The following is a 19,355-nucleotide window of genomic DNA, read 5'->3' as shown; positions in this document are numbered from 1 at the left end:
GATTTTTCAAGACTTAAAACCTGAAAATATATCATTTAACCAATGTTGTTCTTTTGTACATATATATTCTTCAAGTAGTAGCACTTTTTCAACAAGTTCATCTTTGGTTAACTTTCCGTATCTCCCCCTTAACCTATTCAAATCTCTCTCAGGTTTAATAACTATCCTATCGGGTATCTCTAAATTTTTTTTTGTTTTTTTAGTGGATTTGTTTCTATAAGTACAATGTATTTTGTAATATTCATAAGCTTCGGGATTTTTGATAATGGCATTTTTGATCTCTCAATAATCGCATTTATTGAGGTTAGCTTGCATTGATTCCATCAATGATCCCTATTTAAATTTCGTCTTTATGTAAAATCTCCTTCGTTTGCCCTTGATCCAGAGATACAAGAGGAACGACACTGACAACCTTGTTGGACTTCGCATTATCATCAACAACCATCGCATAATGAAAACCACCATGTTCCGATCCTACATTAAATCAAAAATTAACATAAACGATTTCGCCGCGATCATATTTCCTCAACTTAACCTGGTCAAATGTCGTTTCAAACCTCAAGTTCGTATTCATGTTGTTTATCCACTGAAGAAAGGAACGAGCTCGCTTCTCATCCATATCATCTATGGTCTGCTGCAGATCCGAAAAGTATTTTGCAGCAATTAGCTTCAAACCCTCATTATCTTTTGTCCTTGCCATAGGTCCCTCCTATCGATAATTACTTCTACTCACACAAGGCAAGCATTTTGAAACATTTTTTATAGTAACCTTCGAAATTCTGCTTGGTAATACGTATTCTTCTTCCGCATGAGCATGAAAATATGACGAATCAGATTCATCGTAAACTATCGGTTCTACAACATTGTGACTACGGTATGATCGGGCCATTTCATTTGGACTTTCTTCCGATCATTAAAAAGTAGTTCATATTCGTCTGAAGAATAATTTTTTTTACAAGAGGATTGACCCCTAATTTTAGCAATTCAATTCCTTTCTTGCACTTGAAGCTGCTTCTACTGGATCAACAAGATCTAAGATTTTTGATTCCGGAGGTTTAGACCAATCGTATGTCTTTTACTCGTGTATGTATAACGACACTAATTATGATGATAGAAAATATTATGTAACATGAGTTTCCAATTAGCCCACCGAATCCTAAGTGAAGTAGGTATACCATCTCACTAAAATACATAAGGAAGCCTAAAACTAGCCCAATTTGGGGTATCCATTTTATTCTAATAGAACTTGTTAGATAGATAAGTGACACTATAACAACAAGACCAACCATTAATGCAAAAACAAAATTTAAAATATCATTCATATTCTTCATAGTATTCTCTATTAGAAACTGAACTGAAGAGTCCATATCCAACGTATTGGCCATTTCAATTCCCCCTATTTTTCAAAAATGGTTCGAAGGTTCATTTCGATAATACCTTTACGAATTTATCATCATTCGACGAAGATGATCCCCCTCTGTCCTCTCACATGGATGGCTAGAATGTCCATAGAAATGCCGTCTACATATTTGGGTCAAGGATAGACTTTTAGTACTTAGACCCTTCTCTGGATTGGGGCAGAACTTTTTGACCTAAAACCACCTTTTTATTTTCGCTAGGGTCAATGAAATAAAGTGATACCTTAAAACTTGTGAGCAGATCGTTTAATTATAAGATGTTATTTTATCGACAATGATATCATTAAGGTGTTTTAAAATTGCAATTTCCTCTTTGGTAAATGGCAAATCATTATCAATATTATTATCTTGTATGAAATCGAACAATTCATGAAAGGCCGGAAAAATTTGATTGCTTTTTATGCAATCTATACTCACTTGTACACGGTGCATCTGTGTTTTGGTGATAGAATCGAATACATCTTGAGGCAAAATAGTTGCTTTAGGAACGTCATCTAATTCTAATTCAGCATTTAGGAACAATAGAAGTTCCAATACTTCTTTGTTACTAACAGGTTTGAAAAAGTTATCACCTGCAGTTATTTGTTCTAATATTCTCTTTCTTGAAGTTACCTTTTTGGTTTTTATTTCCGTACCAAAAATTGATTTCAATACTTGTTACCTCCTGTAAGACGGTTTGCTTATCTATCCTCGATATACTTATTCATTTCTTTGCGAAAAAGGCCGGTGCTTTTCAAATCGTTCTATATGCATAACTAGTGTTCCACAAAAATCATTACTCATAAGGTTAAAATAGGCTTATTTGCTCGACATCTTTTAATTTCTGGAGACCTTGTATTCCAGGAGTAACAGGCAAAGAATGTGTATCCTCACACAAAGAACAAAAATATATGATGCCTGGCACACGTTCGGCAGCTAACTTGTGGCGTTGCAAAAGATCAAATTCATGCTTTTTCGCACAAGGTCCACATATCATTTTTTTCAAATAGATCACACCCTCTCTAATTTATCACTGAAGAATTGATGAGCCTTCTTCCAGTTGATTTTATTGTCTTCCATCACATCACTTGGATGAACAGCTATGAAATCATAATCTGGTAGCGACCTAAAGAAATCGATTTTCCTCTCTTTTTTTTCTCTATACCGGATTAATGGCTCCCACGAAACTTCTTGGTCCTCAATGGAACTATCGAAACCGAAACATTCTATGATTATTGGGTTTCGATTTGGTGATTCTAGTATGAAGTCAGGAATATAAAAAAGGTCAATATTGTTTTTTGGTTGGAATTCAGCTCGGCAGCGGTCAACATTCCATTGTGCATTATAGCCTTGTAAAGAACCCGGAACAACATGATTGAATTCTTTCAACTTCACAGACCCAGAAATAAAGTTATCAATATCAACTTCAAATTTGCTACGTACGGAATGCCCGTCTTTAGCGATATTAGAAAAAAAACGGAAACAGTTTTCCTCGATATAGACATTTGTGTATTCGGCAATGCCATTTTTAGTGATCGCGGCATTACCAAAGCAAACGAATAAACTGTCTTCAGATGGGATCGTTTCGGTATCAAGAACATACTGGTCAAAATCAGATTTTTTAATGAAAGTGCTGAAACCGGTGGTATCACGATTACTTTTAACTTGGATTCGATACGATTCATTTATTAGACGCATGTTTTTGATATGGCCATAAAAGAAGCGGTCGTAGACTTTGGGTTGACTTGGTGTAAGAAGGTGTTTAAGACGGACACTGTCCAGAAAAGCTTCCTTTAAAGGAACAGGGCTGCTCTTTATTCCCTTTATTGTGACGTCATAATCCATATCATTGGTGAGTGAACATAAATTGACGCGAAAGAACTCAACGATCTCTGAAAACGTTGAAAAATAACGCCTCATTTTGTTTTTAGTAGAACCACTGGATTCGCTTCTAGTCTTTACTCCTGGCTTATTGGGCGTTTTGTTGTTTTCGACATTTGACCTGCTGTTTTCATTCTCCTCCATATTCTGGTTTAAGAATGAGGTGAAGTCGAGTTCAATCGTTTTATCCACCAGTGCAACTTGGATATTTGAAAAATGGGTTTGAAACCCTGCCACAATGTTTGTAGGAAGTGAGTAACTGCACATTTGAGTATGAGGCACGTATTGGTCAGATGTGGTTTCGTAGCTCGTAAAATATTCTCGTTTTTCCCCTCTAGCATAGATAATAGATGCTATCTTACATTCGCTGCATACAAGCCGGTATTTTTTCGGATTTTTCTTAATGTCTTTTTTCAAATGTTCTGGAAACGACTTGATATCCGTTATATCCAGCTCCTTGTATAGGTGCTGGGACCATGCTTTATCCAAAATAATCACGTCCCTCTCATTTAATTTTATGAAAACACTTAGACAGTGCTCAGAAAAAAATTGCGTGCCTAAAAGAAAATACCCATCTAAACAAAGCTTCTCAGCCTCATTGAGATGGGTGCTTCCCATTTACGTACATATGGAATTGTATATTTATACTATATCATTTTATTTATAATTGTAAATAACTAGAATTAGCTGATAAAGGTTTGATTGATATCAAAAAAGAACTGATTGTAATCAGTTCTCTCATGTTCTTGCCTTTTAATCAAGCTCGAAAAGAGCTGCATCGATTCGATCTCTTAACTGATCTGCAATCTTTCAAAAAATATTGGATTTAATTTTGTTATTAATCCGTATTTTCATTAAATCAAGGAGATCCTGAACGTGATCAAATCTTTTGTTTCCTCCTACAGTAATGCCAAGCCAAGCTTTCTGTAAATCATAGAGTTGTCGCTCTACTTTCCTTATATTCATCACGACAGCATCACGGTTACCAAATAGATATTTATTGGCTAACACGAGCGGAAAGAATTGAGGGAGAGCATTGAATTGTATCATGACGATGGTCTCAAGATCGGAGTGATTCAGAACTCGTTTCACCTCAGCCCACTGGTTATGTAATGGTTGCGGACGATCACAAACCTCCATCAATAGTTCTGCAATACAGAAAGCACGATAATGAAGACCTTCTTCGACGAATGGTGGGATGGATAGCGAGACTGTTGCTTGTTGAACATTAACACCAAGCGAGTGAGCGATCTTTTCAAAATTAATTTTTGATGGTTTCATCTGAAAAACTCCCCGTAAATTTATTGTATTGTGATAAATCGACGCCAAATGCTCTGAGTGTACGTACTTTTTCTCTTTCTCGACGATTGGGATCTCTGAGTGGTGAGGGTACGAATTCATCTGGTTTCTCAAATAAATTGAAGCGTTTGAATCTTTCTCGTTCGTAACCCTCATCAGCCAGTCTTTTAAGACAAGATTTTAATGTGTGATGAATGGAATCGCTCCAAGCGATGAACATGTTTACCGTTGAACTATAAAAAAATGTAGTTATTTGATAATTTCCTGGTTCCTTAGCGGACATGGATAGAATGGCACGAACACCGTCTTGTTTAGGTCGATAAAAATAATGGACAAACGGAGTCTGCTGAATACGTTTTTCGTGGTTTTGTTTAGATAGCATAATAGTCGATCTCCTTTTGATGGGGTATTTTTGGAAACAAAAAAGCCCCTTAAAGGTAGTGATGGAGTACCATCAAGAAACCTTTAAGAGGCATTTTAATCAAATTTAATGTCCATTTGTCGCATGACTTGGACGAAATAAAGGTAAATATATTTTTATTATACACCAACTTTTAAAATTGATAAATAGATAAGATATGGTGCTAACCTGAATAGCAATTTGGTGACCTCGCAAAAAGAAGTCGAAGAGGATGTCAAAAGAAAATAAAGTAGATTGGTGATTCATCTTTGGACTAAAGGTAGTAAACAACAACGGAAATATTTCTCATTTTCTTGTCCCATTATACTCGGTAAGTTGGATTTAGATACCTTGTCCATTCTCACGTTTTAGAATTTGAGACACAATGTCTGCAGCTTCTTCCCATATTGATCTCGCAGTTATAGAAGGATTACGAAAATGTGCTTTTCCATGGTTCTATCCCCCCCATCATTGAATAAGATTCTAGCTGATCAATAAGTTGTTTGTGCCAGAAAGTAATTGCGAGCACGCTGTCCCTTATCCTCAATTGCTAGAGATATGAATTTGTCTTCTACATATCTACCCTGTATCCAATGAATTTCTTTTGAGTACCATTTTAATTCGTTTTGAGTTTCTGAAAGGGCCTCTAATGTTATTGAAAGACCTTGTTCAAGATCCCAGCGGTCTTCATTAGAGATTTGAAGCTCGCGGCGTATCTTATTAACCTGTTCATTGATATAATTTCTTCCATAAGGCCCATCTGATTTGATCTCCTGCAATAGGGATGTGCACCATTCTCTTAAAGTAGTCTCAGGGATGGGGATGCCACTTTGAAGTATCCTCTCCATATCTTGTTTATCAGTAGTGCTTATTTCCTTGGAATTATTATTTGTATGCATAGTGACCTCTTTTCTATCATGGATACCTCGACCCTTATGTATAGCTTGAATAGGGTAGGTGTTAAAATTAGAGCTTTAATTAGATAGATCAGAGTTTATATCATATTTCAAAAACTCATATTGGCATTGTTTGCATTTATATGTAATCTCCAATTTAATATATTATTTGATTAGGGTATTCGGATTATTAGGTTGAATGCTCTTCAAAATTTCCAGTTGTTGCATTGTCGATATGCTCAAATAATCTCTTTCCTTCATCGAACAAATCGTAAAAATCTTGGACTGACCAACCTTCAGGAATACCACTTATAACCTCTTCGTCCAGTACATTCAATGTGTTTTTACAGATAGTTACTTTATAGATCTTTCCCTTGTTGTTCTTTTGCCTCAGCACCATAAAGTTCGGTTGATATATTTTTTTGTTTTCCATTTTCTATCAATCCCTTTCCAGTATTTCCACCACAAAATCCGAAGAACCTTTAATTATTTCACTTATTAATCCATCACAAATTCAGAAGTGCTTTCCTGAAGAATCGACATTTTTTGTTCTTCCCGCCATTTCAAATATTCCTCAACACGGTGAAAGCCAGCTGCTGCTGCATTTCGTTCTAGTGCCCAAACCGTATCGTGTAATTTTAAAAGGTGATGAAATTCCGGTTTGTATTCTTCGAATGGATCACGGAGCACTTCTTCTTCATCTGAATAATTATATCCATCCTCATGACTCCATGGTTTTTCTTCCCATACGGCTCGGATTTGCTCATCATCTAGTCCCAGAAAATAGTATTCATATGTCCAAATGTCAAGAGTCTTAAATGGAATACCAAGGATCTCGGCCACTCTTCGAGCTTCAAATTCAATTTCTTGCATAGGTTCAAATTCAATTTCTTTCATAGCTGTAATGTCTTCCTCATCTTCAGCCTGGCTGACATCACGTTCAAGCTGGGCCTCTCGTGCCTGCTCAATGATAGATAACCAGTCCGGAGGATCGGGATTAATTCCTGCATTGACTAGACCCATATTCACTAGTTCAATAAGTGCCAAATCTTCAACGGGAATAGGTGAAGTAACTACAGACTCGGTGGAGACGTCATCAATGCCTCTGGTTAGTCCCTTTTTTATTCGTCCATTTCCAACACGGTCCATCAAAAAGCGTTCTTGATACGCAAGACCGGTTGCAGGCTTCCCTTCCCTTTCCAGACTCATCGTGTACTTCATCAGATAAATATGAAGATAGCGCTGCTTCTCCGAACTCATCCGGATAGAGATATCATGGTAACGTTCAAAAAAGGCTTCATCATGGCCAGAATCAAGACTATCTCCTTCATGAGCAATTTCATGTTCCAATAAAGAAAAAATGTAAGCCGCGACTTTCACGGGATCGGTCTTAAGTTTTTTGACGATGTTAATATTGAATGCAATATAGGTGCTTCCATCGGTCCATGCATTGGCTATAGTGGACTCGCCTACCAGGATATGAATAACCTTTTCTTGATAATAAACTCGGCCATTGGTATACATTTCTTTACCAAGACAAGCTCCGGCATAATTTTGTAAGCACCATCTTAGTGATGTCCATACACGCCGCGTTTCTTTATCCAAGGCATTTTTTTCAGTCACGATATGGGTACGATCTATAAAAGAATCACGTAACACATCAAACGATAACAAATCAGGAGTAACTAAATTGTCTATCCTCCCCCAATACTTATTTCCACCATTGTGCTCATTCTCTTTTAAATTGTTAATGATTCGTTGAACACTTTCTTGAAATTCTTCTGGACTATAGCAACCAAAACGTTCGAGCGTTTGAGGATGAACAACAAGCGCAATCCCCTGCCTTGCAATGGCTTCCCCTCTCGGGATATCGAAACCCTTAGTAACAATCGTTATTTTGTTATCATGTGAGTAAATAGACTTACGGAGAAAATCTTCCATCGTGACATGACGCTTGCCGGGAAGCAGGGTAACAACCTCTTCCTTTCGAAATATATGGGCAATATTCGCATCGCCGCTCAATAAAGAGCGTGCTGATTTTTCTCTGCGGGCTTCTGTTTTCCGATGATCCCCTAGCCGATTTGAAATTTCTTGGGCCATGGTAGTGAATTGCTTTGAAATAGCCTTCCATACTGGGCACGTTTTCCTTAGAATTTCAGTTCGTGAAACATTTAAAGCAATAGCCTGCTTGGAGACAACCAGTCCCCCGGCGCCCCATATATGCCCAGCATCATGCCGTACAAGCACGCCTTGGTTATAGATGGATACGGCCCCATCTTCTTTGATTCGATAATAAGCAAACTCATCTTCAAAATCCCATTTCTCATTTTGTGGGATTCTCGTAATTAATTGCCCATTGAGTTCCACATTGATCGGCGTATATCTGACTAAATCCCGTACCTCCTGTATCGCTGACATTAACTCCTGATCTGTCAGAGACTCATACCATACACCACCAATCCTGCATCCTTGTACGGGGTCTAGCAGCTGCTCCAAGTTATAGTTGTAACCCATCGTGATTGTATCCACGGTCATTTCCCAGATGTTTGATTTCCAAACCGTACTCGCATGGGCCATGATTTGGCCCCGGCCTAACCGAAAACGTCCATAGGTAGCATCACCTTCTTGATGCGGCGTACCGAAGCGTCCAAAATAACGGAGTACATCGTCTTTACTGGCAAACCCGGTTCCATCATCTTCACATGTAAAACCTTGTTTATTCATCGAAAAACGGACGGAAGTCGCACGAGCGTCTACGGAATTCATTAACAATTCAATAATGGCTTTTCCAATCGATCCAGCTTGGCTATGAATGATATGGTGAATGATTTGTGGGTCAAGCTCAAAAGGTAATATCATATAAGGGCCTGCCTTTACGTTATAGTGTTAAAAAGTAGATTTCATTCTGATATTGGTTCATTCTGTTCACCAACAATTTGCTGTAGCAATTCTCTTAATTGCTCCTTCTGAAATAAAGGAATCGATTGAACTTGAGAGGAGCACCAGTATTCCCAATTATGATTTAAATCAATTTCAGTAGCATGAGGAAGCACTAACGTTGTTTGAACACACTCATAGATTTGTGTCAAGACAGTCAAGATATCGGTTTGATCCATCCCATAAGTTTCATCGATTTCAAAACATTCAAATTGTATGAATGCAATTAGAGCATTCATGGTAGCTATAGGATATGGAGCTGACAAATAAAAAAACCTTGGCTTGAGATCGTACGTGTGAGTCAAAACATAACTATATTCCATACCGTCACTAAGAGAATTTTGTTGACGAAGACTATTAACAATTTCATCTCTTCTACTCAAACTAAACAACCCCTATCTATTTCTTTATGAGAATGACATTATATTGATTGGAGTTTTTTATTACCTAATAAAATTTTGGGATTCAGACTATTTGGCAGAAACGAATCATCACCTTTCACAATACGCCCCTTATCATCTGTTTCATGGCTGTAACGCCTTTTGAACAATTTGCAAAATAGATATTTTGCTGTAAAAGAGAACACTTGTAGAGAGCGCATAGCAGGCTTTCCGTTTGCACTTATGCGTGCAGCAATGCTTATGTCTGCAGTTAAATTATTACCACAACAAATGGGTGCTTGATACGCCAAGTTTTCAAATTCCTATGTTCTTGAAATAATAGAATATGGAATTTACTCATTCCACAAGATAATGCTAAGACCCAAAATTTTGAACTAAAATAATAGAGCTTGTTTTTCAACCATTTCTGTAAATCTGTCTTTAAGGTACTCTATTGTAATTTTTGGTGTAACGATGTTTATTACGTTAGGATGTTCTTTCTGGTATTTTTGAATCCACCATGATTCGATACTATTAAGATACTGTTGGTTTTGTTCGTCACTTTCTTGGCGATTCCGATTAACTTGAGCTAAAACGCTGAAAGACATATCGGAGATATCCCCTTTTTGGCCACTTTTGACTTGTTCCTGCCACCTAAAAAACGGGAGGAATCGGGTCTGCCCTACGTAATAGCTACCAGTGTCACGATTGTAGATTAAATAGATGTAGCCAAAGATATCTCCATTAGCGCCTTCTTCTTTCACTTGAAACTCGCCTTCGATGTTTCTCTGACTGTTGTTATAGTTACTTTTGCAAGCATATCTGCAGAAGAAGGCTGTTTTCGTAAGGTCTGAAAATACTTCATCCTCCGAATCATAGTAGAGACCTTCCCCGATATATTCTCTTGGGTATTCACTAGCTTTGCCCTTAATTGGTGTGTTACACCAGAAGCATATCGTGTCAAGCTGGCAATAAAAGTGGTCGTGAAAGAACTTAGTAGAGTCCATAACGATCGCATAGATACCATTTGTCCCTTTCTTTGGTTTTGCAAATTTGAGTTCCTTTGCTGTGTTGGAACAGTACTTGTCTCGAACATGTTGTTTAACGGCTTCACGGTCAGTCTCTTTCAAATAGAACTCATCTAGTTTGGTGCCTTTTTCGAATCGATCTCGCTCACTTATATAATCGTAAACCCTGATCCAATAGTATTCCGTTGGCTTACCCATAAACTCCTCCATGTTCGTTCGTTATTTTTCGTCTATCCGATTATGTGATAGAAAAGCTGGAAATCTGTAGGATCAAATAATACCCTCTGTAAGAAACAAATAAAGTAGTAGACTCTACATAAAGTTGTAGACTGTGAAAAATAAAGTGCTAGACTCTAGACCTCCTCGATCCACTTGATTCTTTCTTGTCGGAGGGGCACTTCTTTGCGAAACTTACTCTTAGCACTTTCTATTGTATAGGCATATATCGGGCTGTGATTGACTTTAGAACTAATTCCTTTTTTATAAATGTTCAAATGAAATCCTCTTCCGACAGGAGTAATTTCAGCACGAAAGATTATTTTAGCAAGGCTCTGACCACCTTCAATAGCAATAACTTCCCCAGTTATTTTCATAAAATTCGCCACCAGTCTAATACTTATTTCTCAAGGCTACTGCATTTTAAAATTGAAACCCCTGCTGTATCAAGGGTTGTTAGTCTTAAACTTTATTTTCTATGAACACCCTCAAACAACGAAAGTGGAAGTTACAATGGCTACAAAAAGAAATAGAATAAAGTACTCTTTTCTTGTAATTAGAGGCTTAGTCTTGGTCATTAATAGGATGTTATTGAATAAGATTAAGCACTTCCTCAAACTCCAAACTCCCTTGTTCCGTCTTCAGTTTTCCGAGTAGTGTGTGGTTATAAAGCGCGATGAGCAATTCAAAAGTTGCCTCGCAGTCACTCTGTGCTCGGTGTGCAGAGTTATTTGAAATTCTGAACAATTGACATAAAGTACTCAATTTATAATCACTAACGACAAGCTGAATTTTTCTGGCAAGTTTTTTTGTGCATAATAGGTTTCCCTTCCAATGAGGTAGATTAAAACGGTCCAGGAACAATCTAAGCAGTTCATAGTCATAAGTGTGAAGGTTGTGACCAACCAACGTAGGTGTATCTCCAATAAATTGAAGAAGCTGTTTCATAACGATGTATGTCTTTGGAGCTGAGTCAATATCAGACTGCTTGATTCCGGTTAAAGTACGTATTGATTTGGGAATTTTAATGCCCGGATTGGTATAACTTTGAAATCTATCTATAATAATGCCATTTTCAAACTTTACCGCTCCAACTTCAAAAATTCGTGCGAATTTAACATGAGGAGAATTGGTTTCAAAATCAATGACTACGCCTCTTGGTGGTAAGAACACTTCCTGATAGTCAGGTGGCATATTCAGTTTCTTCTTGGCTTTGACTTCTTCAGCCAAATTATTTTTCCTAGTCTCGACTTGCTCTTTCGTATAGCCGTGTAATGAACCTTGTTTAATTGCATCAATGTGACCCATTTGATTAACAATATCCAGCAAATCGTTATGACGTTCAGTAATAAATTGAAAGGAAGCAAATTTTTTAAATACCGCGTACACTTCTTCTCGCATTTGTGGTTGAATAATGGTCGTCAAATACCCTTCAGGAAATGCCAACAGCAGGGAACGATCACTATATGACTTGAGCAGAATTCCTAAAGCCATAAGAATACCTTGTCCAAAAGCTTTTTCAGGGGCAACAGTTCCTTGATTCAAGTACATATATCCTTGTTTGACTCCCGTAATGTCGCAGTATATGGTAGTTGAAAATTGACGCTCAATCTGGAATAGCTCGATGGCCAATGTGATCTCCACATCTATCACCTCTTCCTTTTTCGAATCATTTACTTAGAAAATTGCGTTTTGCTCTTCAATTGTTGATAAGATCTGCAACAATAATTCGCTATTGAAGTTCCAGGTTGCTTGATTTATATCTGAAGATTCTTGTATATATCCATGATCGATTAGCTCATCTAAATGTCTGCGTACGGTGGTGGATTTGTTGTTGGATAGATCACTCATTTGTCTCAGATCCGTTTGGAAATCTACGATATACAAGTAATGTAGAATTCCCTTTGCACCCCAAGGTAGAAGTGGGTCATCCATTGCCTTTTGAAGTACTTTTGTTTCCGCGTGTTTTATATTCAGAAATTCGTCGAAGAGTTCAGATATACTTGGATCGTCTTCTTCAAGTTTAAGAAATAATCCGGCCCCCGTTATCGGTGTTTTATGGAAGTTAAGCTCTTGCCAGAAGGTTGTGTTCTTTTTTTGCGTAAGTAAAGACGGGATGAAAACACCTGACAATTCAAATTTTTTCTTGAGATGATTTAGAATAGCTTCCGCTGCCTTGTATGTAACTTCATCATTAGTAAAATCGGATAATTCATAAATGATAGCTAAATTTTGATATAGAGAGATAGTAGGAAATTCTGTAATGTTCAATCCGATTTTTTCCTGTAAAAATGATGTTGCTTTACGTAGAGACACTTCATCATGAACAAGTAATAATGAGCCAGCAATCAGAGTCTCTCGTTGGTTGGAGGAGTTTTGAGGTGCTTTTACATTAAAGGAGAGCTTATTTTGTTCTAAATCATATTCGAGCTCTGTATCAGTAAGAATTTCGTTTTGCCATCTATGGTCATGCACTCGTTCGTCTTCTAGTTCATCCCTTTGTAAACCGAATTCGTTAAGGATCTTATCAACATCATCGTTCATGATATCAGCCATAATTGGCCTGATAAGCCCGTTCGACGTTGATGAATTGATTATAACTATATCCCCATAAATAGGTATAACTTTATTTTCTGGCAAACGAACAATGCGATTAAAAGCCTCCCTGTTCTCTTTGGCCAACGCATTAAAGGCATAAGCGTATGTGTCGAATGCTTTCGTGAACATAACTTCATCGCCCAAGAGCTCCCGCAATGCGAGAATTGAACTATCGATTGAAATTAGTTGTAGCGTACCATTTGGTTTTAAGAGTACGGCGTTTATTTGTAACATTAGTTCAACCTCCTGAATGTCCTATGGAATATTTTATAATATATAATTTAGTTATCGCGAGTTTCAAAGCAAAAAAATAAGCACCAAAAAGCAGCCTCAAAACGAGGCTGCCATGGTGCTTCCATGGGTTGATAAATATTAATACTCCTATTATACATTACTTTAAGCCTAATTGAGAAGAACCGAATGCACCCACAATTTTTTTGATAGTATAATAATTTTGTTCCCCTGCATCAGTCTATCTTTTCAAAAATGAGCTGAGGTAGATTATACCGTACACTGTCTACCAGTGATGATACTGGGTAAACCTTTAAGGTAAGAGCCTCATAATTGCGAAACAATTCCTTTAACCTGCTAAATTCCGTGATTTGGCGATCCATCCAAATATCCTCTTCTTCCGGGTGCAAAATAACTGGCATTCTATCATGAACCATGGCAGCTGGCTGGACAGCAGGCTTGGTAAGAATCGCAAAACAGCTGACCTTCTCACCCCCCTGCCCTTTCCAAGTATCGTAAATATCAGCCATTGAAAAGACCCTTTCATCTTTGGTGACAATTCACATTGGTTGCTTGCCCTTATCCGTCATGACCCACTCATAGTAGCTATCAGCAGGGATGATCAATCGACGGTGCTGGAACGGAGTCCGAAACATCGGTTTATCCATCACCGTTTCCGACCGTACATTAATAACTCTTTCCGAAGACTTTCCACGCGGATCCAACGACGTAAAACCCCAATCTAAATGTCCGGCCATGCTACGGATTCCATCGTGAATAATGGCCAATAACGACTGTGAAGGGGCAGCGTTATAGGTAGGTGCATAAGTTTTAGGAAAAGCATCTGGTTCAAGCCCAAACAGCACCTGAATATCCTCTGCCGTAGCTGTTAAAGTGTAACGACCACACATCCAAATGGCCCCCCTTATTTAAAAAAATCAAAGTTTATGTCTAGTGCACTATTACCCAAATCTTACATCCATCAGGAAACTCTTACATCCCGTATGGAAAGGCACTTCGTATCTGAAAAGCTTCGTGGTCATATAGGACAGAATGCTTATAATGCTTTTGGACTTTCCCTTGAACGAAATACTACCAGAATGCAAAATAAGCATACTTAAATTAAGGCTATAGATTCTTTTTTGAAGGTAGAATACTTTCCGCGGCATGAACTCGTAACCTATGGCTATCATAACTCAATTGGGAAAATTTAAAAATACACATGGTAATAACTTGTGTGATACGAAAATATTGATTTTTTAGAGATAAATGAAGTTGAACATAGAAAACATTAAGTTGTGAGGTATAAGAAACCTAGGAATATGGAGTAATTCTAAGCAATACTAAGAGACCTGCTGATTTAGAGGTGTAGTGTAGAGCATAAGGGTGTTGGAACGAGTGTCGGTTGTGTTATAATATTAAACTGTAACAGTTGTACATATAAGGTGAGGTAAGCAAAATGAAAATCAAAACTATAATTGCTGAGGATGATTTGTCACAAAGAACTGTACTTAATAAATTCGCAATTGAGCTAGGGTTGGATGTAGTATGCACGGTATCCTCTGGTACACGACTCGTAGAAGAAGTGGTACAAAGACAACCCGATCTATTATTACTCGATATCTCCCTAATCAAACTTAATGGTCTTGATGCTTACAGGCAGATATTGACACTAGGACTAAATCCTAATGTTATCATCATATCCGGTTCCATTGATAGCAAGCATCTTGTTGCTGGCTTTGAAGTAGGTAGTGTGGACTACATTGTAAAACCGTACACATTTGAACGTTTTTCGAAAGCAATCAATAAGGCGAAACATGCCATCGAAACGAAACATTTACTACCGAGTAACGTTGACAAAGACGCACGTTTGATATTAATGAAACAAAAATATCGTGAACTTCAATTAAAAGAAGACCAGATTATCTTTGTTGAAAAATGCAATACATTTAGGAATCGAACGAATGTTTATTTGACGAACGGTACAATCGAAGAAACCACCACACAGCTTAGTGAGATCAAGGAGCGCTGCTCTGAAAAAATTGTTTATTCACATCGAAGTTTTCTTATTAATTTGATACATGTTGCTGGGATACAGCCAGATAAGTTGATTACAAAGGCCTTTGTAATTCAGTTTGAAAATACTATCCGAACGGCACCGCTATCAAGAAGAAAATACAATGAAATACTTGAATATTACGAACGATTTAGAAATTCGTAAAATGATGTATTCATATTAATTGAATCGGCCTGACCTTATGGTGATCTCTCCATCAATCAGTTGCCCTAAGTTGTTGATGGAAAGATACAGATCGATTGCAGTTGATGAATTGGATATAGTTGCTAGCTTCCGACTAAGTATTGCAACTACTGGTTGTAAGTCCATTTTGTGATTTGAAAGGATGCTATTACTCGTTCTTTCATAATCCATTGAGGTACTAGAAAGTATGCCATTTGTTACATCAAATTGTATCCTATATACATGGCCCGCAGAAATATTTTGTTCCAACCATAATTCAACCTGATCCATAAGGCCAACTTTTGGGAGTAATCGCAACATGTTATCCCCTCCGATATTTTTACTCATGATGAGATAAATCGAATCTTTTCTTATGAGTCTATAGTACCACTACATAGATTTTTAATAAATATGCCGTGCTCGAAAGGTCCGATTTCGTGTCTGAACGGTATAATTTAAAAGAAAAGAGGCCTTACAAATAACAAGGCCTCTCCTTAGTAACGTGGTTCTGGTATAAGATTGAGTAATTGAACAATAGAATGATTTTTTTCTTTCTTCGTATCCAACTCTTGAAATAGTGATGCAGACTCTTTATACAATGATTCAGATTCAGGTTCTTTCAGTTTTGCAAGTTCAAATAATATATGGGCTTTTTCACTTATCCTGGTATCATCAATAAAGGACAAAGCCTTAGACAAAGCTACTTCTTGTTTCAAAGATTGATTGGTATTTTTGTAAAATAAAGAAGCTAGCCAATACGTCTTATAATTGATGTTCGGGGGCATTTTCTCACTGAATCCTAAACAATAATCAATTTGACTTTCGATATTTTTCATCTGTTTTTGTTCGATCATAATCTCAATCCAAATGTGAAGATAGTTTATTTTCATTTTGGGTTCGTCAGTCAAAGCATTGAGATAATCTTCTTCAAAAAATGTTCTGATGGACGCGTGCTTGTGAGGATTTATACGGTATAATATGTAAAAACATTTATACATCTTATATATACCTGTGATTTTTTTTATCTTTTGGTAGAAATCTAACGCTTCTGAAATATAGAACGTGGCCTGATCACCGTCTTCGATTATTGCATATAATATACCAAGAGCAAATCTCACCTCATTAAGATATAAAGTATTATCATGGGAGAGTGTTTCTGCGTTTTTTGCGTGCATAATTGCAACATCCGAATAGCCTATGAATCCATAAAAAATTGCCATGTTATAGTATGTATTAGAGCGTTGTTCTGCCGAAATGTTTTTATCACTATGTATAAGAGCACGTTGTGCATAGTTTAAAGCCTCTGTAATGTTACGTTTTTCAAAGGAATCACAAGCTAAAGCATTAAGAGATCGTACTTTGTAATGGTTTAATAATGAATGATGCCCTGTCAAATTTGCTACCTCTGAGAAATATTGAGAGGCTTTGACTCGCTCACCGGAATATTGCAGATTTTCAGCTTCTAAAAATAATAATGCCGGTTGAATCCATTTTTTTTCAAGAGGGGTGATTTTGGTTTTTAAATTTTCAATTAGTTGTTCTGTTTCTCTTTTCATTCCGCCTGCAATAAATTGCAGTCCGAGTTCGATCTCAGAATAATATTTATCTATTGGTGGTTTTATTAACGATTCATCATTTAAAATATAAGACAGAGGAATCCTCAAGCATTCTGCAATCGCTTCAATCTCTGGTAGATGTTCTTTTGTAATTTTTCCTTTCTCTAAGTAGCTAATTTTCCCCGCAGATATGTTCACCTTATCAGAAAGATTAGAAATACTTACACCAGCTTTTTTTCTTTCTAGTCTTATGTTCATACCCACTTGAAGCGGATTGTAATCTTGAAGATCATAATGTGTATTCTCCATACTATTCCCCTTTAATCAAGAAAATCCATTGATTGACAGACAATTGCTTTATAAAACAACATTATAAACTATTATTGGTTAATTAAGAAGAACCTAAACCATGATTTGGTAACATGGTTTAGGTTCTATAAGAATTGATGTTGCGTAAATCGTTATCTATTTCGTTTATCACGTGAGCGATAGCAGGATTTTTCATTTTTTTGAGAACCTGCCTTTGTCTTAGCTTGTGGGCTTTATTTTAGATTAATTCTGCTTGGGCGACAGATGATGTCTGCATAGCAATATGTCTAAAGACACTTTTATCGGTCAGGATCATGACCCTATTACCACCACGATTGCAGCATGGCCGCGGCCGGTTAAGATCAAGGACGACACTGTAATTTTTAAATTTTTATTACGAATATTTAGACTCTAACCACAGGTATATTTTCTCTCTAACCTCTGTATCAAACCATCCACATTGAAGAGCAAAGCCTTTAATGTCAGTTGGAACTTCTTAGGCAATAATTACGATTTTTCTTCGCTCGGTTTAGCTCCTGTAATATCTAAAAAACATTCGTGCACTTGATCTCTCATGCCTTGAGTTTCATTCATTTTCAGTACCTCCAGAGTAGGTATAATATATTTTAGATTTATCATTGTATACTCACCTATGATTATTCCATGTACCATAGGTCTAAAGCCCAATCGACTTTGTTTTCCACAAACCGTGCCTGACAGGGTAAACGATCGTAGTTACTCCACGATCGATCCTAGTTCTGGTGCTTAAAACCACTAGAAACTGTGATTTCTTTATTAGATAAGGAGTGATTGGAGTACTTTTTGACATAAGGTGCTGGTGTGCCTGACATTTCCCGTATAAGGGATGTCACCTTTTTTTATCGAGTTATCGTACTCGTCCATTGGCTTATCCTCTTCTCGTTTTTCAAGGGGATTCGCGACCAATTTCCACCTGCTTTGTCAAGTTATATGTTCGTACAAAAAAAGAGCGAGCTATCTTTTCGATAACTTGCTCTTTTTCTTGATATTTGGTCTGAGTCTTAACTTAATGATATTTGGCGATAGGTACACCATTTTGTTAAAGATTCAATCTCTTAGCTAATTTTAGAAAAGCACCTCTCTTTGAACCTTTGGAAATCTGAAAAGTACTCAATGGCTGGCATGCTCGATGGGTTTACAGTGATTCTTTGAATACTCACTTTCAGCATCGCATACTGCTTTCTTACCTTTAAAAAGAGTGGATACACCTTCCCATTTCCCAAGAGTCAGAATATCACCAACTTTAGCAGTGGTTTCCCATCCATCAGGAATATCTTTTATTACTTCAAATTTCATATTTTAATCCTTTCTAGCATAGTACGCTTGATATTCAATATTACTTTATTGTGACCTTACCAATAAACCAAACAACAGAAATTAAACTCGCCCAAATTACCATAAGGTCTCCCAATTTGCTCATCCTTTTATGTTCAGATTTATTCATTCATCTGATGAGATCGCTCCTGCGCATCTAGTGAAATTCTTTTGGTAGAAGTCTGTATGACTCGTGCAATTTCTCCATTCCCTATCAGGCCCCGACATTACATATTGGTGCAAACTAACATACGTTGCAGGCTCGTCAGTGACAGTATATCTGTATGATCCATTTATCGCTTCGTACTTAGCCATGTACACCACCCTACCCCTTGATTTTGTTCGGTCGGACCGAAGCAGAGATTAAGTACCTTCAATATGAAATTCAAAAACTTCAACCTCTCCATCATCGGGTGAGTTCATGTCTTTATCGTATGGACCTATTATGATCCCTATTTTTTCTAGAACGTGAAGAGCGCTATCCAAATCCTCGCTGCGTTCCATTTTTATGCATAAGGCTTCAAACTGTTCTTCCGTCATCTCGTCCGGTATCTGAACCTCAATTTCCCTTGTGTATGTCAATTTTTCCTTTACATTCATAGTAACTTTCTTCATTTCATCAGCTCCTATTCCCG

20 protein-coding genes and 1 pseudogene are annotated in these 19,355 nt (G+C 37.2%); 1 reads left to right on the top strand and 20 read right to left on the bottom strand.

All coding sequences use genetic code 11. The features are described from left to right. Positions 1–484: 484 nt before the first annotated feature. From LRL21_RS15615 to LRL21_RS15540, 16 genes and pseudogenes are all read right to left on the bottom strand, one after another. Complete coding sequence (locus tag LRL21_RS15615) at positions 485–700, bottom strand: hypothetical protein (protein WP_240416725.1); 216 nt, start codon at positions 698–700, stop codon at positions 485–487. A 964-nt stretch (positions 701–1,664) separates the two neighbouring features. Continuing rightward, positions 1,665–2,069, bottom strand: a complete 405-nt coding sequence (locus LRL21_RS15610; protein WP_240416724.1) for a hypothetical protein — start codon at positions 2,067–2,069, stop codon at positions 1,665–1,667. Between the two features lie 136 nt (positions 2,070–2,205). Continuing rightward, complete coding sequence (locus LRL21_RS15605; protein WP_240416723.1) at positions 2,206–2,403, bottom strand: hypothetical protein; 198 nt, start codon at positions 2,401–2,403, stop codon at positions 2,206–2,208. Positions 2,404–2,408: 5 nt separating this feature from the next. Then, positions 2,409–3,896, bottom strand: coding sequence for a hypothetical protein (locus LRL21_RS15600; protein ID WP_240416722.1), 1,488 nt, complete (start codon positions 3,894–3,896; stop codon positions 2,409–2,411). Positions 3,897–4,088: 192 nt separating this feature from the next. Next, positions 4,089–4,559, bottom strand: coding sequence for a hypothetical protein (locus tag LRL21_RS15595; RefSeq protein ID WP_240416721.1), 471 nt, complete (start codon positions 4,557–4,559; stop codon positions 4,089–4,091). Next, positions 4,540–4,959 (bottom strand): hypothetical protein, encoded by a 420-nt coding sequence (locus tag LRL21_RS15590; protein ID WP_240416720.1) that lies wholly within the window; start codon positions 4,957–4,959, stop codon positions 4,540–4,542. The genes LRL21_RS15595 and LRL21_RS15590 overlap by 20 nt, the downstream gene beginning before the upstream one ends. Before the next feature lie 509 nt (positions 4,960–5,468). Beyond that, the gene (locus LRL21_RS15585) at positions 5,469–5,876 is read right to left on the bottom strand and encodes a hypothetical protein (protein ID WP_240416719.1); all 408 of its coding nucleotides are present in this window, start codon (positions 5,874–5,876) and stop codon (positions 5,469–5,471) included. A 187-nt stretch (positions 5,877–6,063) separates the two neighbouring features. Further along, a complete protein-coding gene (locus tag LRL21_RS15580) occupies positions 6,064–6,306 on the bottom strand; it encodes a hypothetical protein (RefSeq protein WP_240416718.1) in 243 nt (80 codons plus the stop codon). A gap of 65 nt (positions 6,307–6,371) precedes the next feature. Then, complete coding sequence (locus tag LRL21_RS15575) at positions 6,372–8,732, bottom strand: ATP-binding protein (protein WP_240416717.1); 2,361 nt, start codon at positions 8,730–8,732, stop codon at positions 6,372–6,374. A 41-nt stretch (positions 8,733–8,773) separates the two neighbouring features. Then, a complete protein-coding gene (locus tag LRL21_RS15570) occupies positions 8,774–9,193 on the bottom strand; it encodes a hypothetical protein (protein ID WP_240416716.1) in 420 nt (139 codons plus the stop codon). A 38-nt stretch (positions 9,194–9,231) separates the two neighbouring features. Continuing rightward, positions 9,232–9,501: a hypothetical protein gene (locus LRL21_RS15565; protein WP_240416715.1), complete on the bottom strand. Its 270-nt coding sequence runs from the start codon at positions 9,499–9,501 to the stop codon at positions 9,232–9,234. Positions 9,502–9,585: 84 nt separating this feature from the next. Next, positions 9,586–10,416 carry a GIY-YIG nuclease family protein gene (locus LRL21_RS15560; RefSeq protein WP_240416714.1) on the bottom strand — a complete coding sequence of 277 codons (831 nt, stop codon included), beginning with the start codon at positions 10,414–10,416 and terminating at the stop codon, positions 9,586–9,588. A 155-nt stretch (positions 10,417–10,571) separates the two neighbouring features. Continuing rightward, positions 10,572–10,811, bottom strand: coding sequence for a hypothetical protein (locus LRL21_RS15555; RefSeq protein WP_240416713.1), 240 nt, complete (start codon positions 10,809–10,811; stop codon positions 10,572–10,574). Positions 10,812–11,022: 211 nt separating this feature from the next. Continuing rightward, complete coding sequence (locus LRL21_RS15550) at positions 11,023–12,066, bottom strand: 3'-5' exonuclease (protein WP_240416712.1); 1,044 nt, start codon at positions 12,064–12,066, stop codon at positions 11,023–11,025. A 45-nt stretch (positions 12,067–12,111) separates the two neighbouring features. Further along, on the bottom strand, positions 12,112–13,266 hold the full coding sequence (locus LRL21_RS15545) for a hypothetical protein (protein WP_240416711.1): 1,155 nt from the start codon (positions 13,264–13,266) through the stop codon (positions 12,112–12,114). 233 nt (positions 13,267–13,499) lie between these two features. Then, positions 13,500–14,174, bottom strand: a pseudogene (locus LRL21_RS15540) (SOS response-associated peptidase). 548 nt (positions 14,175–14,722) lie between these two features. Here LRL21_RS15540 and LRL21_RS15535 point away from each other — a divergent pair. Then, positions 14,723–15,484 carry a LytR/AlgR family response regulator transcription factor gene (locus LRL21_RS15535; protein ID WP_240416710.1) on the top strand — a complete coding sequence of 254 codons (762 nt, stop codon included), beginning with the start codon at positions 14,723–14,725 and terminating at the stop codon, positions 15,482–15,484. Positions 15,485–15,499: 15 nt separating this feature from the next. Here LRL21_RS15535 and LRL21_RS15530 read toward each other — a convergent pair whose 3' ends face one another. The 4 genes from LRL21_RS15530 to LRL21_RS15515 form a co-directional block, all read right to left on the bottom strand. Beyond that, complete coding sequence (locus LRL21_RS15530) at positions 15,500–15,850, bottom strand: hypothetical protein (RefSeq protein WP_240416709.1); 351 nt, start codon at positions 15,848–15,850, stop codon at positions 15,500–15,502. A 146-nt stretch (positions 15,851–15,996) separates the two neighbouring features. Beyond that, positions 15,997–17,367, bottom strand: a complete 1,371-nt coding sequence (locus tag LRL21_RS15525; RefSeq protein ID WP_240416708.1) for a helix-turn-helix domain-containing protein — start codon at positions 17,365–17,367, stop codon at positions 15,997–15,999. A gap of 1,149 nt (positions 17,368–18,516) precedes the next feature. After that, positions 18,517–18,702: a hypothetical protein gene (locus LRL21_RS15520; protein WP_240416707.1), complete on the bottom strand. Its 186-nt coding sequence runs from the start codon at positions 18,700–18,702 to the stop codon at positions 18,517–18,519. Positions 18,703–19,083: 381 nt separating this feature from the next. Continuing rightward, positions 19,084–19,335 carry a hypothetical protein gene (locus tag LRL21_RS15515; RefSeq protein ID WP_240416706.1) on the bottom strand — a complete coding sequence of 84 codons (252 nt, stop codon included), beginning with the start codon at positions 19,333–19,335 and terminating at the stop codon, positions 19,084–19,086. Positions 19,336–19,355: the final 20 nt, after the last annotated feature.

The sequence above is a fragment of the Paenibacillus periandrae genome, from assembly GCF_022458865.1.
Classification (GTDB): domain Bacteria; phylum Bacillota; class Bacilli; order Paenibacillales; family NBRC-103111; genus Paenibacillus_S; species Paenibacillus_S periandrae.
Note: the sequence above shows the minus strand (reverse complement) of the source record. Positions and strands in the feature narration are given on the sequence as shown.

Excerpts from the sequence above, each read along its gene's own strand:
- LRL21_RS15615 (WP_240416725.1), bottom strand. The coding sequence starts at position 700 with ATGGCAAGGACAAAAGATAATGAGGGTTTGAAGCTAATTGCTGCAAAA.
- LRL21_RS15600 (WP_240416722.1), bottom strand. The coding sequence starts at position 3,896 with ATGGGAAGCACCCATCTCAATGAGGCTGAGAAGCTTTGTTTAGATGGG.
- LRL21_RS15595 (WP_240416721.1), bottom strand. The coding sequence starts at position 4,559 with ATGAAACCATCAAAAATTAATTTTGAAAAGATCGCTCACTCGCTTGGT.
- LRL21_RS15590 (WP_240416720.1), bottom strand. The coding sequence starts at position 4,959 with ATGCTATCTAAACAAAACCACGAAAAACGTATTCAGCAGACTCCGTTT.
- LRL21_RS15585 (WP_240416719.1), bottom strand. The coding sequence starts at position 5,876 with ATGCATACAAATAATAATTCCAAGGAAATAAGCACTACTGATAAACAA.
- LRL21_RS15580 (WP_240416718.1), bottom strand. The coding sequence starts at position 6,306 with ATGGAAAACAAAAAAATATATCAACCGAACTTTATGGTGCTGAGGCAA.
- LRL21_RS15575 (WP_240416717.1), bottom strand. The coding sequence starts at position 8,732 with ATGATATTACCTTTTGAGCTTGACCCACAAATCATTCACCATATCATT.
- LRL21_RS15560 (WP_240416714.1), bottom strand. The coding sequence starts at position 10,416 with ATGGGTAAGCCAACGGAATACTATTGGATCAGGGTTTACGATTATATA.
- LRL21_RS15555 (WP_240416713.1), bottom strand. The coding sequence starts at position 10,811 with ATGAAAATAACTGGGGAAGTTATTGCTATTGAAGGTGGTCAGAGCCTT.
- LRL21_RS15545 (WP_240416711.1), bottom strand. The coding sequence starts at position 13,266 with ATGTTACAAATAAACGCCGTACTCTTAAAACCAAATGGTACGCTACAA.
- LRL21_RS15535 (WP_240416710.1), top strand. The coding sequence starts at position 14,723 with ATGAAAATCAAAACTATAATTGCTGAGGATGATTTGTCACAAAGAACT.
- LRL21_RS15530 (WP_240416709.1), bottom strand. The coding sequence starts at position 15,850 with ATGAGTAAAAATATCGGAGGGGATAACATGTTGCGATTACTCCCAAAA.
- LRL21_RS15525 (WP_240416708.1), bottom strand. The coding sequence starts at position 17,367 with ATGGAGAATACACATTATGATCTTCAAGATTACAATCCGCTTCAAGTG.
- LRL21_RS15520 (WP_240416707.1), bottom strand. The coding sequence starts at position 18,702 with ATGAAATTTGAAGTAATAAAAGATATTCCTGATGGATGGGAAACCACT.
- LRL21_RS15515 (WP_240416706.1), bottom strand. The coding sequence starts at position 19,335 with ATGAAGAAAGTTACTATGAATGTAAAGGAAAAATTGACATACACAAGG.